This is a genomic window from Campylobacter sp. US33a, assembly GCF_004378855.1.
Taxonomy (GTDB): Bacteria; Campylobacterota; Campylobacteria; order Campylobacterales; family Campylobacteraceae; genus Campylobacter_D.
Map to the genome: position 1 here is coordinate 133304 of NZ_RYYL01000006.1, position 15245 is coordinate 148548.

17 protein-coding genes and 1 pseudogene are annotated in these 15245 nt (G+C 29.5%); 10 read left to right on the plus strand and 8 right to left on the minus strand.

What is annotated here, in order from left to right; translation table 11 throughout:
* The first annotated feature begins 1 nt into the window (after position 1).
* The 3 genes from cmoA to ELQ16_RS06020 all read left to right on the plus strand — a co-directional run bounded on the left by cmoA (position 2) and on the right by ELQ16_RS06020 (position 3613).
* Positions 2-706, plus strand: coding sequence for a carboxy-S-adenosyl-L-methionine synthase CmoA (cmoA, locus tag ELQ16_RS06010; protein ID WP_134238656.1), 705 nt, complete (start codon positions 2-4; stop codon positions 704-706).
* A 556-nt stretch (positions 707-1262) separates the two neighbouring features.
* Positions 1263-2327, plus strand: a complete 1065-nt coding sequence (locus ELQ16_RS06015) for a tyrosine-type recombinase/integrase (RefSeq protein WP_134238657.1) — start codon at positions 1263-1265, stop codon at positions 2325-2327.
* Between the two features lie 116 nt (positions 2328-2443).
* Positions 2444-3613 (plus strand): pyridoxal phosphate-dependent aminotransferase, encoded by a 1170-nt coding sequence (locus tag ELQ16_RS06020; RefSeq protein ID WP_134238658.1) that lies wholly within the window; start codon positions 2444-2446, stop codon positions 3611-3613.
* 27 nt (positions 3614-3640) lie between these two features.
* On the opposite strand, the gene ELQ16_RS06025 is transcribed toward ELQ16_RS06020, so the two are convergent.
* Complete coding sequence (locus ELQ16_RS06025; RefSeq protein WP_134238659.1) at positions 3641-4411, minus strand: transporter substrate-binding domain-containing protein; 771 nt, start codon at positions 4409-4411, stop codon at positions 3641-3643.
* A 165-nt stretch (positions 4412-4576) separates the two neighbouring features.
* On the opposite strand from ELQ16_RS06025, the gene ELQ16_RS06030 reads away from it, so the two are divergent.
* From ELQ16_RS06030 to ELQ16_RS06040, 3 genes are read left to right on the plus strand one after another with little or no spacing between them, the layout of a single operon-like run.
* The gene (locus ELQ16_RS06030; RefSeq protein ID WP_134238660.1) at positions 4577-4807 is read left to right on the plus strand and encodes a BspA family leucine-rich repeat surface protein; all 231 of its coding nucleotides are present in this window, start codon (positions 4577-4579) and stop codon (positions 4805-4807) included.
* A 3-nt stretch (positions 4808-4810) separates the two neighbouring features.
* Positions 4811-5170, plus strand: coding sequence for a BspA family leucine-rich repeat surface protein (locus tag ELQ16_RS06035; protein ID WP_279586260.1), 360 nt, complete (start codon positions 4811-4813; stop codon positions 5168-5170).
* Positions 5167-5394 carry a hypothetical protein gene (locus ELQ16_RS06040; RefSeq protein ID WP_134238662.1) on the plus strand — a complete coding sequence of 76 codons (228 nt, stop codon included), beginning with the start codon at positions 5167-5169 and terminating at the stop codon, positions 5392-5394. The genes ELQ16_RS06035 and ELQ16_RS06040 overlap by 4 nt, the downstream gene beginning before the upstream one ends.
* A 194-nt stretch (positions 5395-5588) precedes the next feature.
* On the opposite strand, the gene kdsB is transcribed toward ELQ16_RS06040, so the two are convergent.
* The 4 genes and pseudogenes from kdsB to ELQ16_RS06060 all read right to left on the minus strand — a co-directional run.
* Positions 5589-6305, minus strand: coding sequence for a 3-deoxy-manno-octulosonate cytidylyltransferase (kdsB, locus tag ELQ16_RS06045; RefSeq protein ID WP_134238663.1), 717 nt, complete (start codon positions 6303-6305; stop codon positions 5589-5591).
* The gene (gene thrC, locus ELQ16_RS06050) at positions 6302-7714 is read right to left on the minus strand and encodes a threonine synthase (RefSeq protein ID WP_134238664.1); all 1413 of its coding nucleotides are present in this window, start codon (positions 7712-7714) and stop codon (positions 6302-6304) included. The genes kdsB and thrC overlap by 4 nt, the downstream gene beginning before the upstream one ends.
* Positions 7701-8630 (minus strand): tetraacyldisaccharide 4'-kinase, encoded by a 930-nt coding sequence (locus ELQ16_RS06055; RefSeq protein ID WP_134238665.1) that lies wholly within the window; start codon positions 8628-8630, stop codon positions 7701-7703. Before ELQ16_RS06055 ends, thrC begins: the two co-directional genes overlap by 14 nt.
* Positions 8627-9385 (minus strand): annotated as a pseudogene (locus tag ELQ16_RS06060) (NAD+ synthase); the annotation flags it as partial. The pseudogene ELQ16_RS06060 and the gene ELQ16_RS06055, both read right to left, overlap by 4 nt.
* Positions 9386-9509: 124 nt before the next feature.
* Between ELQ16_RS06060 and ELQ16_RS06065 the strand changes: the two are divergent.
* Together ELQ16_RS06065 and ELQ16_RS10480 are read left to right on the plus strand one after the other, a co-directional pair.
* On the plus strand, positions 9510-10112 hold the full coding sequence (locus ELQ16_RS06065; protein ID WP_134238667.1) for an MBL fold metallo-hydrolase: 603 nt from the start codon (positions 9510-9512) through the stop codon (positions 10110-10112).
* Between the two features lie 2 nt (positions 10113-10114).
* On the plus strand, positions 10115-10408 hold the full coding sequence (locus ELQ16_RS10480) for a hypothetical protein (protein ID WP_134238668.1): 294 nt from the start codon (positions 10115-10117) through the stop codon (positions 10406-10408).
* Here ELQ16_RS10480 and ELQ16_RS06075 read toward each other — a convergent pair whose 3' ends face one another.
* Together ELQ16_RS06075 and ELQ16_RS06080 are read right to left on the minus strand one after the other, a co-directional pair.
* Entirely contained in the window at positions 10409-11632 is a 1224-nt protein-coding gene (locus ELQ16_RS06075) for a HAMP domain-containing sensor histidine kinase (protein WP_134238669.1), read from the minus strand.
* Complete coding sequence (locus tag ELQ16_RS06080) at positions 11619-12290, minus strand: response regulator transcription factor (RefSeq protein WP_134238670.1); 672 nt, start codon at positions 12288-12290, stop codon at positions 11619-11621. The genes ELQ16_RS06075 and ELQ16_RS06080 overlap by 14 nt, the downstream gene beginning before the upstream one ends.
* A gap of 127 nt (positions 12291-12417) precedes the next feature.
* Between ELQ16_RS06080 and ELQ16_RS06085 the strand changes: the two genes are divergently transcribed.
* Together ELQ16_RS06085 and ELQ16_RS06090 are read left to right on the plus strand one after the other, a co-directional pair.
* The gene (locus ELQ16_RS06085) at positions 12418-13017 is read left to right on the plus strand and encodes a bacteriohemerythrin (RefSeq protein ID WP_134238671.1); all 600 of its coding nucleotides are present in this window, start codon (positions 12418-12420) and stop codon (positions 13015-13017) included.
* Positions 13018-13027: 10 nt separating this feature from the next.
* The gene (locus ELQ16_RS06090; RefSeq protein WP_134238672.1) at positions 13028-13276 is read left to right on the plus strand and encodes a ribbon-helix-helix domain-containing protein; all 249 of its coding nucleotides are present in this window, start codon (positions 13028-13030) and stop codon (positions 13274-13276) included.
* A gap of 29 nt (positions 13277-13305) precedes the next feature.
* On the opposite strand, the gene abc-f is transcribed toward ELQ16_RS06090, so the two are convergent.
* Entirely contained in the window at positions 13306-15243 is a 1938-nt protein-coding gene (abc-f, locus tag ELQ16_RS06095) for a ribosomal protection-like ABC-F family protein (protein ID WP_134238673.1), read from the minus strand.
* Positions 15244-15245 lie beyond the last annotated feature (2 nt).

The following is a 15245-nucleotide window of genomic DNA, read 5'->3' on the forward strand; positions in this document are numbered from 1 at the left end:
AATGAAAGATGATATTTTTAAAAAACCTTTGGAAAAGCAGTTTGAATTTGATAAAAGCGTGGCTAGTGTGTTTGATGATATGGTGCTAAGATCCATTCCCTTTTATGATAAAAATTTAAAACTCATTGTTGATTTCATCTCGCTTTTTGCTAAGCAAAATGCTAAAATTTGTGATCTTGGTTGTTCTACGGCGAATTTATTACTTGCTTTGGGTGAAAAAAGAAAGGATTTTATTTTAAGTGGTGTCGATAATGCAGACGCTATGCTCGAAATCGCTAAAAATAAAAGCAATGCTTTTGGTATAAAACTTCAATTTTTTAATGCAAATTTAGATGAATTTGAGTTTTTTAAAAATGATATTTTTATCGCAAATTATACTTTGCAATTTATCCGCCCACCAAAAAGACAAGAACTTGTAAATAAAATTTATGAGCATTTAAACGAAAATGGCATTTTTATCATCAGTGAAAAAATCCTATATGAAGATGCTAAAATTTCTAAAAAAATGATAGAAATTTACGAAAATTATAAAGAGGAGCAAGGTTATAGCAAAATAGAAATTTCAACCAAAAGAGAAGCACTAGAAAATGTGCTTATCCCTTATACAGAAATTGAAAATATCACCATGCTTAAAAATGCAGGATTTAAAAAGGTTGAGAGTATTTTTAAATGGGTGAATTTTGAAACTTTTGTAGCTTTTAAATAATATTTTGATGGGGTGGGGTAGAAAATGCTTTAAAAATATTTTACAAATTTATAAATTCATAAAATAGAAAATCCAATTATTTTATTAAATTATCAAAATAATATAAATTTTGATAAAAATAATATTATTAAAATAAGCTTAATCATATATATTAAAAATTTAACTCCAATCTTACTTGTATAAAATTACAAAACAGTTTTCAAAAAATAATACACTAAATTCTATGGATAAATTAAAATCATCCAAAATATAAAATCATCAAAATACCTAAAAATATAGCTTTAGAACAATTTATATATGAAATAGAGTAGATATATAAAAAAGTTTGAAAATTATAGTTTTCAATACAAAAATAAAAATTTTATGTATTTTTACCTTTTATCATATCTTTTTACATATCAATTAAGTTTGTTTTTATTTTAATTTTTTATCAAAAAATTAAATCATAATTTTAATAATTTTTATTTTTTAATCAAAGCAAAAAAAGCTTTTTTTTACAAAGTGCATATTAAAATATAAATTTCAAAAAAAGTTTAATTTTAGGAAATACATAATTATGAAATATCCCTTAGATTGCGAAGAAAATTTTGAAAAGTCTTTTTTATTTTGGCTTGCTAAATATGTAAAATTTAAACTCAGTTCGCTTTCAAACAAAGAACTAAAAAATCCCGCAGCCCTAGCTGAAGTAAATTATTTACTCACAAAGGGTGTTAAAAATATCGAAGAATTGGATGCTTTAGCTAAAAAAGCCCGTAATGCTGGACTTGGAGGCGTAAATACTTATTTTAATCCCCTAAAAAAGCTTTTTGAATATTTACTTTTTTATAAACTCTATTCTTTAAAGCAAATTGACGAATCTTTAATCATAGAAATTCTAGCAAGCATTACAGGATCGCTTTCTGATGCGAGTAAGAAAAATTACCGCATTGCTGTGATTAATTTCTTTGATTTTTTAGACAAACAAAACGAAGAAGATAAAAAAGCACATCTTTTTGAGATCACTTTAAAAAATTGGGCAGGCATTGTAGGGGCAAAAGGAGTGAAATTACCTGAATTTATGAGCGAAGAAGAGTTGAAAAAATTCCTTGATGCTGTGGAAAATGCAGACTTTAAAAGCAATACCATACGCAACAAACTTATCATTAAAATCATCATTTTTACAGGTATTCGCGTCAGTGAAGCCATTAACATCAAGCTAAAAGATATTAGCGAAGAAAACGATCTTTACACTATAAGAATTCGAGCCAAAGGTAATAAATACCGTATTGTGATGATTAAAAAAGAACTTATAGCCTCTTTATTAAAAAATGTCAAAATTAATTATTTAAGCAAAGATGCCCTACTTTTTGTCAATAAAAAAGGTATGCCACTTACCCAATCTTACATTTCGCGCATTGTAGAACAATTACTTTTTAAAGCAGGAATTCGCAAACAAAAAAATGGCGCACATATGCTAAGGCATACTTTTGCCACCTTGCTTTACAAAAAACAAAAAGATTTGGTTTTGGTGCAAGAAGCTTTGGGACATGCAAGTTTAAATACTTCAAGAATTTATACTCATTTTGATAATGATAAATTAAAACTTGCTGCACAAGTCGCAAAAGAACTTAGCGAGAATTAACAAAAATTAACAATTTTATTATATTTAACGGACTTAAAAGGAAAATTATTATGATTTTAAAATTTTATGTAAATATTTTTGCTAGAATTTACAAAATTTTTTTGAAGGATAGATAAATGTTAAGTAAAAGATCTCAAGTTTTAGAAGAGTCCATCACTTTAGCAATCACTGCTCTTGCAAATGAGCTTAAAGCAAAAGGTGAAGATATCATCAGTTTTTCAGCAGGAGAGCCTGATTTTGATACTCCAAAAATTGTCAAAGATGTTGCAATTAAAGCTATAGAGAAAGGCTGTGGAAAATATACAGCCGTTGCAGGTATCAAAGATACCTTAAAAGCTATCCAAACAAAACTCAAAAAAGATAATAATTTAGACTACGAGCTTAGCGAAATTATCACTAATGTTGGTGCAAAACACTCACTTTTTAACTGCATTGAGTGTCTTGTTGAGGCAGGCGATGAAGTGATTATCCCTAGTCCTTACTGGGTAAGTTACCCTGAAATGGTTAAATTTGCAGAAGGAAAGCCTATTTTTATAGAAGGTATAGAAGAAAATGGTTTTAAAATCACAGCTGAACAATTAAAACAAGCTATTACACCAAAAACAAAAGTATTAATCCTAAATTCTCCATCAAATCCCGTTGGTGCAATGTATACAAAAGAAGAGCTTACCAGCATAGCCAAAGTTTTAGAAGGCACAAATATCACTGTTTTAAGTGATGAAATGTATGAAAAACTTTGTTATGATGGGGTTGAATTTTGTGCTTTTGCAGGAGTTAGTGAAGATGCGCTAAAAAGAACAGTTACTATCAATGGCTTAAGCAAATGTAGCGCAATGCCAGGTTGGCGTTTTGGCTATATGGCAAGTAAAAATAAAGAGTTAGTTTCAGCCGTTAAAAGGCTTCAAGGACAAAGCACATCCAATATATGTTCAATCACTCAATACGCTGCCATACCTGCTTTAAATGGAGAAATTGACAAAGATATAGAAAATATGAGACAAGCTTTTGAAAAGCGACGCAATACAGCACTTAAAATGCTAAATGAAATTTCAAATATCAGTGTTTATAAACCACAAGGTGCTTTTTACCTTTTTGTTAATATCAGCAAATTAGAAAAAGACTCGATGAAATTTTGCAAAAAATTACTTGAAGATCAAAAAGTTGCAGTTGTCCCAGGTATTGGTTTTGGAATGGATGGTTATTTTAGACTTTCCTATGCGACAAGTGAAGAAAATATCATCAAAGGAATTGAAAGAATTGCCAAATTTGTTAAATCTTATTCTTGATAAAAGCCCTATTTTGGGCTTTTATCATTAAAAGAAAAACTGTAAATTTTTCTCTTTAAAAGTATCTTTTATGCTTTTAAGGTATTTTTCTCCTAAGCTATCAAAAAATCCATCATTTTTACTTTGTATGATAAATTCATCAAGCTCTTTTTTAAGCTCCACATTTTCTTTTTGCACAGCTATACCCCAAAATTCAGCCTCTTCTTGAAAGGGATCTAAGATAGCTCTTGTCGTATCTTGGTGTTTTTGCCAAGTTCTATAAATGCTAAGCTGATCGTAAAAAAAGCCATCTGCTTTGCCTTGTATCACTTCTAAAATCGCCGCATTTTCTTTATCAAATAAATGTATAGTGGCATTTTTAAGATTTTTACTTGCATATAAATGCCCAGTAGATCCGCGTTTTAAAGCCAGAATTTTACCCTTTTGATTTAGATCTTTAATGCTTTGAATGTTTGAGTTTAAAGGGGTTAAAATTGCCAAATTTGCTTGTGCATAAGGTATGCTAAAGCTAACGGTTTTTTTGCGCTCATCTGTGATAGTCATAGAAGACATGATAAGATCGATTTTACCAGTTTTTAAAGCAGGTATTAGCCCATCCCAAGCGATATTTTTAACTACAAGCTTATAGCCATTTTTCTCAGCAAAAGCTTCTAAAAAATCCACGCTAATCCCACTTGCTTTGCCGCTTTTATCACTCATTTCAAAAGGAGGATAAGCAAGCTCCATACCCACAACTAAATCTTTTGCCACTAAATTTAGAGCAAAAAGCAAAGTTAAAAAATAAAATATTTTTTTCATATTTTTCCTTTATGTTTGATTGGCTAAAAATTATACTGATTTTATCTTATTTTGGCATTAGGAAGCATTTGGCTTAATTAAAAATTTGTTTTCAAAGCATTTAAGAGAAAACTTATATATATATATATATATAATAATTGCTTATCTTATAAATGAAAGGAGAACATGAAACAAATAATTGTTGAGAACAAGCAACATTTGCTTGAGTTATTGAAAGATGAGAATTTGGATTTATTATCTTTAGATATTAGCAAGCTTGATGATTTAAGCGAAGTCTTTAAAGGCAGCAAGCGAAAAAATTTCAGCGGCATAGGCACTTGGGATACTTCAAATGTTAAAAATATGCGCGAAATGTTTGCTTATGCAGAGCATTTTAATGAGAATATCAATGATTAGTGCGTGAGTAAGGTAAGCAATATGAGCTCTATGTTTAAGGGCACTTCTTTTAATCAACCCTTAAATAAATGGGATACAAGCTCGCTTGAAAATATGGACTCGATTTTCCTTTGCGCCAAGTCTTTTAATCAAGACATAAATTCATGGAATGTCTCAAAGGTAAAGGATATGTCCCTTGCTTTTATGTTTGCAAGTAAATTTAATCAAAATCTTGATAAATGGAATGTTAAAAATTGTGAAAATTTCAACTGCATGTTTGCGCTGTCTGGCTTTAAACAAGATTTAAGATCTTGGAACATTGACTTAGAGCAAGAGGATGTATTTGGCGAGATACTTAGAAATGAAGTAAAGGGTTTAATATGAGAAAAATGTTTTTAATGGCTTTGGCTTTGATTTTATCCTATGATATTGCTATGGCGGTTTGTAGTGCTGAAAAAATTGATTATACAAGTCAAGTTAATTTTTGCAAGCTTTATGGTGGCAATTATTGTCAAGATGTTGATGAGAAATACAGATTATGGCAAGGTTGTTTAATGGAAGAATCCATAAAACAACAACAAAAGGCGTTAGGGGGGGGGGGATATTAAACTAAATACTTTTAAATAAGCCAATTAAGCATTAAGCTTTTTTGGCTTATAGATATACAAATACACTTATTTTATCAAAGAATTTATACCGATAAAAAAGTCATTTATGGTGTAAAAAATTTATAATTTTTTACAAGATTGTTTAAAAATCTAAAAAAAGAAAATAAAATTTTATTATAAAAAGCTAATTTAAATTAGCTTTTTATAAATTTCAAAGCCCTTTCGTAGTCTTCTTTAGTGTCAATTCCCATGCTATTTGTGATAATTTCAAGCATTTTGATTTTTTTACCATTTTCTATGGCCCTTAATTGCTCTAATTTTTCAGCCTTTTCAAGGGCAGAATTTTTTAAAGCACAAAATTCGCGCAAAGCCTTAACGCTATAAGCATAAATGCCTAAATGTCCCTTAAAACTCTCTTCATACTCTGCTCTTTCATAAGGGATTTTTGCTCTTGAAAAATACAAAGCAAAGCCGTCTTTATCGCAAAGCACTTTGACTAAATTTGGATCACTGGCTTCGTCTTTGTTGATTTTTTTATAACAACTTGCCATGAAAGCATCTTTTTTAAGACAATCTTTGGCAAATTCTTTAAATTTAAGCAAATTTTCATACTCGATAAAAGGCTCATCGGCTTGCACATTGATGATAATTTCATCATCTTTAAGTCCTAGTTTTTCGCAAGCTTCATTTATCCTATCTGTGCCACTTTCGTGGTTTTTACTTGTTAAAACCGCTTTAAAGCCGTATTTCTTAGCGATCTCTTGCACTCTTTCATCATCAAGTGCAATACAAACTTCATCCACGCTCGAAACTTGCTTGGCTGTAGCAATAAACATCGGAACACCGCCTATATCACAAAGAATTTTTTCAGGAAAACGCGTAGAAGCCAGCCTTGTAGGTATGATAATCATTTTTTAATCCATTCTAAAATTATATTTTCAATGTCTCTTATTTCATAAACCTTTTCATCGGTATTTTTAAGATCGAAAAGCTCTAAAAGTTCTTTTTTGATATCCACTTTAAATTCTTTTGCTAGAAGCTTAAAATCTGCTTTTTCATCTTCGCACTCTCTATCAAAAAGTGCTTTTATCATGCTTGGGGTAAATTTAGTCCATTCAGCAGTTGAAGTGATGATGCTTGGTTTTGATATGTCAAGCATTTTAAAACAAGTTGCTGTGTGTGGATCGATTAAAGTTTTACTATTTTTGATAAATTTCATACACTCTTCATCACTGCAAAAATCAGCCTCAAAATCTTCTTGCAAACTTTTTAACTCTTCTTTTTCAAGCTTAAAATATTTTTGCGTTTTAAGTAGCTCCATTAGCTCTTTTGTTCTTTTATCTTTAAATTTAGCAAATAATAATCTTTCAACATTGGAAGAAATAAGTATATCCATAGCTGGAGAAATCGTCTTTTTAAGCACCCTATTTTTAAGATCGTATTCACCTTTGTGAAAAAAATCACTTAGGATATTGTTAGAATTTGAAGCAATTTTAATCTTTGAAATTTTAGCGCCCATTAACTTGGCATAAAAAGCCCCTAAAGCATTGCCAAAATTTCCACTTGGCACGATGATTTGAACTTCTTCTTTAAATTCATTAAAAAGCCTTAAACTTGCATAATAATGATAAATGATTTGAAATAAAATTCTGCCAAAATTCACCGAATTTGCCGCACAAAGCTCATAGTCTAAATCATGCAATTCATCTTTAAATTCTTGTTTTCCAAGCAAGGTTTTTAAAGTGCGTTGCGCATCATCAAAATCGCCTTTTATAGCTAAAACTTTTAAATTATTCTTATCCATTGATCGCATTTGAAGTTCTTGTAAAGCGCTTGTTCCGCCTTTTGGATACATACAAATAACTTTGATATTTTCTAAATTTTCAAAACTTTTAAGCGTTGCAGGTCCTGTATCGCCACTTGTAGCGCAAATGATTAAAATCTTTTTATCTTTGGAAAATTCACTCAAAAGCACACCAAAAGGTTGCAGAGCCATATCTTTAAAAGCCCTTGTAGGTCCATGCCAAAGCTCGTTAATATAGGTTTTATCGGCAATTTTTTGAAGTTTTATTGGTGAGTTTTTATCATCAAATTTTTCATAGCTTTTTAAAGCTTTTTCAAACAAATCTTCATAACCAAATTCAAAGCTTTCTATTAACTTTAATGCAAATTCTTTATAAGGTAAATTAGTGTATTTTTCGCCATCAAATTTAGGTAAAATTAAGGGCGAGTAAAGCCCACCTTGCGGGGCATTTGGATTTATAATAGCATCTTTAAAATCTTTTTTTTCGCTAGCATTTCTGCTTTCAACTAATAACATCAAAACTCCTTACATATTCGTGCAAAATTTGTTTAAAATTTTCTTTTAATTCAACATTTAATTCTATGATTTGACACTTAAAACCAAAATCTTTCACTTTTACAAAATCTTTAAAAGTAAGCATTAGTGTATCGCAATTATGTTTTTTTAGCAAATTTTCAAGCTCTTCTTTTTTAAATTCATAATGATCTTTAAAAAAATAACAAGCTCTAGCCTTAATAAAATGCTCATATAGCCTAAAAGGCTTGGCAATGGCGCTAACAAGCACGGCTTTTGGATTTTCACTGACATAAGAATAACGCACAAAATCCCTTCCTTCAAGTGCAATAAAATCAGCTTTTTTTTCATAAAATTTAGGCAAACGATAAGCTCCGCTTGGCAGGGTAAAATTAAAAAAAGGCTTAATCTTACTTTCAAGCAAAATATCAAATTTTTTAATATGAAATTTAGAAAAAGCATCATCAAGCAAAACAATTTTAGCACCTAATTCAAAGGCCTTTTCTATGCCTTTAACCCTATCTTCACTCACTATCACGCCAGAAATTTCTTCGCAAAAGGCGTATTCCATTGCCTCATCGCCACTTTTGCTTACTTCACATAAAATTCCATTTTGACTTTTAACGACAATTAAACCTTTGCTCTTTCTCTTATAGCCTCTAAGTACAACAAAAACACCATCAAATTCTTTTGCTATAGCTTTACACATAGGCGTTTTTCCATTACCGCCAAAACTCAAATTCCCCACACTTATAATGGGTTTTTTAAAATCAATTTTTTTGCGAAAAAAACTATTTAAAACCGCACAAATAGTATAAATAAAACTTAAAGGCAAAAGTGAAATTGCAAGACATTTTTGTAAGAAACTAGGCTTAAAAAAATAATTATCCAGCCAAAGTTCGTAGTTTTTTTCTTTCATTTACAAAAGACTCTTAAGCTTAAAATCTCAGGCATTACTCTTTTAAAAGCATTATTTTTTAATCTTGAATTTAGCATATTTAATAAATTTTGATCAAGTTTTTCAAGTGCTTTTTTATCGTTATTTTCAAGCGCTTTCAAACCTTTATCTATAAGCTCATAAGAAAAGCCTAAATCTTTTTCATCGCTTTGCTCCTCCCAAAGATCTGCGCTTGGAGCTTTTTTGATGAAATTTTCGTGTAAATTTAAATGTTTTGCAAGCTCGTAAATTTCGCTTTTATAAAGATCGCCTATAGGATTAAAAGCACAAGCTAGATCCCCATAAATTGTCCCATAGCCTAAAAGCAACTCGCTTTTATTTGAAGTACCAACAACCAAAGCATTTTTTAAAGCAGAATAATCATAAAGCAAGCTCATTCTAATGCGTGCAGCAAAATTACCCGTGCGAATTTTATTGGTATTTTCACTTTTATCTAAAAAAGTATCTAAGATATTTTGAATTTCTAAGATTTTATATTCTAGTTTGAGTTCTTTGCAAAGCATTAAAGCATCGTTTAAATTCTCTTGATTGGAAAATCTTGTAGGCATTAAGAGCGCAAAAACATTTTCATTTAAAGCTTTTTTACAAAGCATTGCAACTAAAGCAGAATCAATCCCTCCACTAAGTCCTAAGATAACGCCTTTTGTATTAGAAAGTTGAATTTTATTTTTTATAAATTTATCAATGTTTTGCAAAATTTGCTTATAATCCATTTTTACTACCTTAACTTTAAAAGTATAATTATAATAGCTTTTCTTTTAAAATGCGTAGATATTTTAAATTTTAGTCCAAAAGAAATGATAAAAATTATATAATACACAAAAATAAAAAGGGTAGAAAATGCAAATTTTAAAACAAGCTTGCGGGGATTATCAAACAAATTGTTACATTGTAAGCTCACAAAATGCAGAGTTAATTATCGATCCAGGAGTTGATGCGCTTGATTTTATCAAAAAAAATACTAAAAATCCTTTGGCGATTTTAAACACTCACGGACATTATGATCATGTTTGGGATAATGCCAAGGTTAAAAAAGAATTTAATATCCCTATTTACATCCACAAAAATGATGAATTTATGCTTCAAGATCCTTTTAGCAAAGGTTTTGAGTCAAGTAAAGCTGATATTTTAATCGACAATGAAGATGAATTTAATATAGCTGATTTTAAGCTTAAATTTCATTTTTTTCCAGGACATACTCCAGGTTGTTGTATGATAGAGCTTATTGGAGAGAAAATAATGTTTAGTGGAGATTTTTTATTTAATAGAAGCATAGGAAGGTGGGATTTTCCTTATTCCGATGCCACTTTAATGAAGCAAAGTCTAAAAAAAGCTATGGCTTATAAGAATGACTTTATTCTTTTGCCAGGACATGGTGAACAAACGAGCTTAAAGACAGAACAAGAGCATTTACCTTACTGGTTAAGATATATAGGTGAATAAATATGTTTGTATTGCTCTCTTATCTTCTTGTTTTAAATTTTATTACTTTAATTGCCGTTTTAATTAATTTTAAATATCCTACTGAAGAAAATTTACAAAAAAGTTTTATAAAATTTTGTCCTTGTAGAAAAATGGCACAAAATGGCATTTTATATAAAATTGCCATTTATAGTGCTATGGGTGGATTTTTATTAAGTTCAACCTTTTTAAGCTTGATTGAATTTAATCTTTATGCGCTTTTTTCTTTATTTTTGTCTTTACTTTGCGCATATTTAACTTGGTTTATCAAAAAATAATCACCATTTTAAAATAAAGCTACTACCTTCGTTTGGAACAGATTGGCATTCTACGCTAATCTCATACTCTTTGGCAATGTTTTTTACTAAAGCAAGTCCTATGCCAAATCCCCCTTGATCTTGATTGAATCTTGCGTAACGCTCAAAGATATTTTTTAAATTTTGTTTATCTATACCACAACCTGTATCTTTAATTTCTAAAATATTTTCACTGAGTGAAATATAAATTTTGCCACTTTTTTTATTATATTTAATAGCATTACTTAAAAGATTATCAAGCATTTTAGCAATACGATTTTTATTTGCAAAAAGTGTATTGTTATCGTTTAAATTTAAAACAAGTTCGATTTTTTTTTGTTCAAAAAATAATTTAAAATATTCCAAACGCTCTAAGATTAAATTTTTCATATCAATATGAACCTTATCTTGGGCAATAGTATTGGGAAAATTATAAAAAACCAAATCGGAATAAATTTGATTTAAAGTTTTTGCTGCAAGTTTAATGCGTTTGAATTTTGGCGAATTATTTTGATCTTGTCTCTCAAGCTGCTCAACACTCATTAAAATTACACTTAAAGGGGTGTTGATTTCATGGGTTGAATCTTTAATGAAGCGATTTAAAGTATGAATTTTATTTTCCAAAGGTCTTAAAGCAATTTTCACCAAAAAATAAGAGATAATTCCTATTAACACAAATGATAGTAAGGCAGATAAAAATACTTGCAAGCGGATTAAAAACAATTCTTTGCTAACTTCAAATCCCTGTATCAGTATTTTTAAACCATTTTTATTTATTTTTTCTTCATTTATTGGATTAAAATTCTTAAAATGTCTTAGATAATAATGAGATGAACTAAGCGGTGCTATAAAAAAAACTGTATTTTTATAAATATCTCTACCGCCTTGTCCTCTGTATTTTAAAGTGATTTCATCCACCCTATAATCTAAATTACTAAAAAATACCTTTTTACGATCAAAAATCGCAAATTTAAGCTCAGAATCTTTAGCAATATCAGCAGCACTTTGTTCTAAAGGTACAAATCTTGAATTTGTGATACCTATAACAATATTTCGATGATATTCTTTTAAATTTATACTTTTTTCAGAAATTAACTCCTCATAAAGTTTTTCATACCAAATTCCAAAGAAAATACTTAAAAATACTCCTGTTGTTGTAAGATAAATAAGTAAAATTTGTCTGATAACGCTTTTAGCTTCGGACATAACAATATCCCCTTCCGCGTTGATTGATAATTTTATCTTTTCCTAAAATTTTTCTTAAATTTTTCACATAAACCCTTAAACTCATTTCGCTAGGTTCTTCATTATAATCCCACAATTCTTCAAAAATACGCTCCAAACTTAAAAAATTATTTTTATTTTGCAATAATAAACTTAAAAGCTTGATTTCCTTACTGGGTAAAGATAAAGCCTCTGAATTATGGTACAAAATTTGAGAACGCAAAGCAAATTTATAGCCATTCCCTAAATCTTCATAATCATCGTTTTTATGTGAAAAAGAACGCTTAAGCAAAGACTCTATACGCACGCAAAGTTCTACAAGTTCAAAAGGTTTTCGTATATAATCATCACAACCCACGCCAAAGCCCTTTTGTAAATCTTGCACGGTATTTAAAGAAGTCATAAAAATAGCGGGCGTATCTTTTCCTGCACTTCTTAATTCTTTTAATAAAGAAAAACCATCGCCCAAAGGAACTTTCACATCCAAAATCCAAAGATCAAATTTTTGCTCATAAGCCAAATCAAGAGCGTCAGCTGCATTATCTACTACTTTAATTTCATAGCCCATATCACTTAAATACTCATCAATAATTTCACTTAAGCTCATATCATCTTCAAGTAAAAGAATTTTAGTTGCCATTGCTTTCCTTTTTTGGTTGAGAATATAAGAATTTTACATTAAAAATTTTAATTTATCATTTGTATTTTTGTTTTTTATGATATAATCTTTGCTAAGTATAAAATTACTTCGTAAAAAAGGTGAAAAGATGTTACCTAAGTGGGACAATAGTTATAGTGTTCATAATGCTAGAATTGATGATCAACACAAAAAACTCTTTGAATTAGCTGCTGAAGTTGAAAGAATTTCAGATCGTCCGGTATGTAAAAGTGATGTTAAAAATTTACTTGCTGAATTTTTTACATATATGAAAAATCATTTTAATGACGAAGAAAAATATATGCAAATGATAGGTTATCCAAACTATGAAGAGCATAAAAAAATTCACAAAGAAATCATACAAATGATGATAGATTTAATTAAAGACATTAGATCTACAAACGATCTTAAAGAAAAGCTTTATGTTATAGCCAAACAATGGCTATTGGGTCATATCTTATACGAAGATATGAAGGTTGAAAAATGGAGAAAATCTTCCTTAAGCACTGATGAAGGAGATGATGCAAGTTTTGAAGAGGTTAGAGATATAGTTCACGAAGAAGAAATTTGCACTTATTTATATTCTTGCAATTGCAAAGGTAAAGTTCATGATGTGCCTTATGGAATTCACAACAAAATTCAAAATTCAGGCGCTAATTTTACTTGCAAAGTTTGCAAACAACCTATAAAATTTTATAAAAAACATTAAGGAGAAAGTAATGAAAAGCAAAGAAGAATTCAAAAGTTACTCTCTAAAATTACCAACAAAATTAAAAAATCGTTTAGATCAAATCAGTAAAAATTTATCTAAACCAAAATCTATCATTATAAGAGAAGCAATTGAGACTTATTTAAATGAATTTGAAGATTTTGATTTTGCTATCGAAGCTTTAGAGGAATTAAAAGATGGAAATTACACTGAAGCGAGTAAAAAAATTGATAAAGTTATTGCTCATCTAAAAAAATAAACTAAGGTTTTGCCTTAGTTTAAAATTTACTAATTTAAATTTTGACTTTTTTCCAATACTTCAAAATACGCATTTTCCAATTTTTCTAATTCTTGCTGTAAATTTTCTAATTGTTCATATAATTTTGCAATTCCAATTTCTTGATAAAATTTAGGATCTGAAAGCTGCTGATTGAGTTTTTGAATTTCATCTTCTAAGCTTTGAATTTTTTCAGGATAAAGCTTTAAAATTTCATTTTCTTTATAGCTTAATTTCTTGCCACTTTTTTCCTTTGAAATAATTTCTTTGTTTTGATTTGACTCTAAATTTGCAAGATATTCATCAAATTCTTTTAGCTCTTTTTCTGTTTCTAAATACTGCGTATAAGGTATATGTTCTATATTAATAAAACCATCTTTTTCAAAGGCGTAAATTTTAGTAGCGATTTTATCTACAAAATACCTATCATGCGAAACAAGCAAAATTGCTCCTTCAAAACTAAGCAAATACTCTTCTAAAATATTAATAGTCGCAATATCAAGATCATTTGTAGGCTCATCCAAAACCAAAACATCATATTCCTTAGTAAATAGTAAAGCCAAAGCCACGCGATTTTTTTCTCCACCGCTTAAAACCGATACTTTTTTATCTAAAAATTCTTTTGGAAATAAAAAATTTTTCAAATACCCATAAACATGCATATTTTTACCACGCACTTCCACTCTATCACCGCCATTAGGGCAAAAAATTTCAAGTAAGCTTTTATCTGAATTTACAAGACTTCTAGCCTGATCAAAATACCCTATTTTAAGCTCGCCTCTTTTTATTTCTCCACTATCTTGATGAAGCTGACCTAAAAGCACTTTTAAAAAAGTTGATTTTCCACAACCATTCTTCCCCACTATGGCTATACGCTCGCCTTGCAAAATACGACTTGAAAAGTCTTTGAAAAGAATTTTATTTCCTATACTTTTGCTTATATTTTTAAGCTCAAAAAGCATTTTCTTGCGATTTATAATTTTTTCTCCGTTAAAATTTAAAGCTGCTCTTGAAATTTCAAGCTTCAAACGCTGAATTGCGCTAGGATTTTTCTTAGCCTCTTCTCGCATTTTTAAGATGCGCTCTTTTCGTCCTTCATTGCGTTTTAATCTCGCTTTAACTCCGCGCCTTAGCCATTCCTCTTCACTTTTAAGATGCTTTAAAAGAGTTTCATGGCTTTTGGCAAGACTTTGCAGAATTTGAGTTTTCTTTTCTAAATAATTTACATATCCACCTTTAAAAACACTTAAATTTCCTGCATCAATTTCCACGCATTTATCTGCAATTGCATCAATAAAATACCTATCATGCGAGATGAAAATCACACACATTTTAGAATTTTTTAGCATATTTTCCAAAAAGCTGCTCATGTAGACATCCAAATGGTTTGTAGGTTCATCAAGTAACAAAATATCTGGATTTTTAAGCAAAAGCACACAAAGCCCCACACGGCGAATCTCGCCACCACTTAAAGTGCAAACCGCCCTATTTTCGTATTCTAATAACTGAAATTCTTTTAAAATCCTTGTGATCTTATCATCAATATTCCAAGCATCTTTGCTATCAATAAGAGAAATCAAATCATCTATTTGTCTTAATAAAGATTCATTATGAGGGTTTGTACTGAGCTTGCTTTGTAAATTTTCATAATCTTCTAAAATTTGATAAATTTCAGCAAGTTCTTTTTTAATAAGTTCTTTGACGCTTAAATTGGTATCAAAATCCACACTTTGAGAAAGCATGGCTATGCTTTTTCCATTTTGTCTTATAATTCTACCGCTATCTAAAGTAAGGATACCCAAAATGACTTTTAAAAATGTAGATTTTCCTTCTCCATTTTTGCCAATAATGGCAATTTTTTCACCATCATTGGCACTAAAATTCGCTTCATTTAAAACAATTTTCTCGCTAAATTTCTTAGAAGCTTTGATTAAATCTATTAGCGCCATCT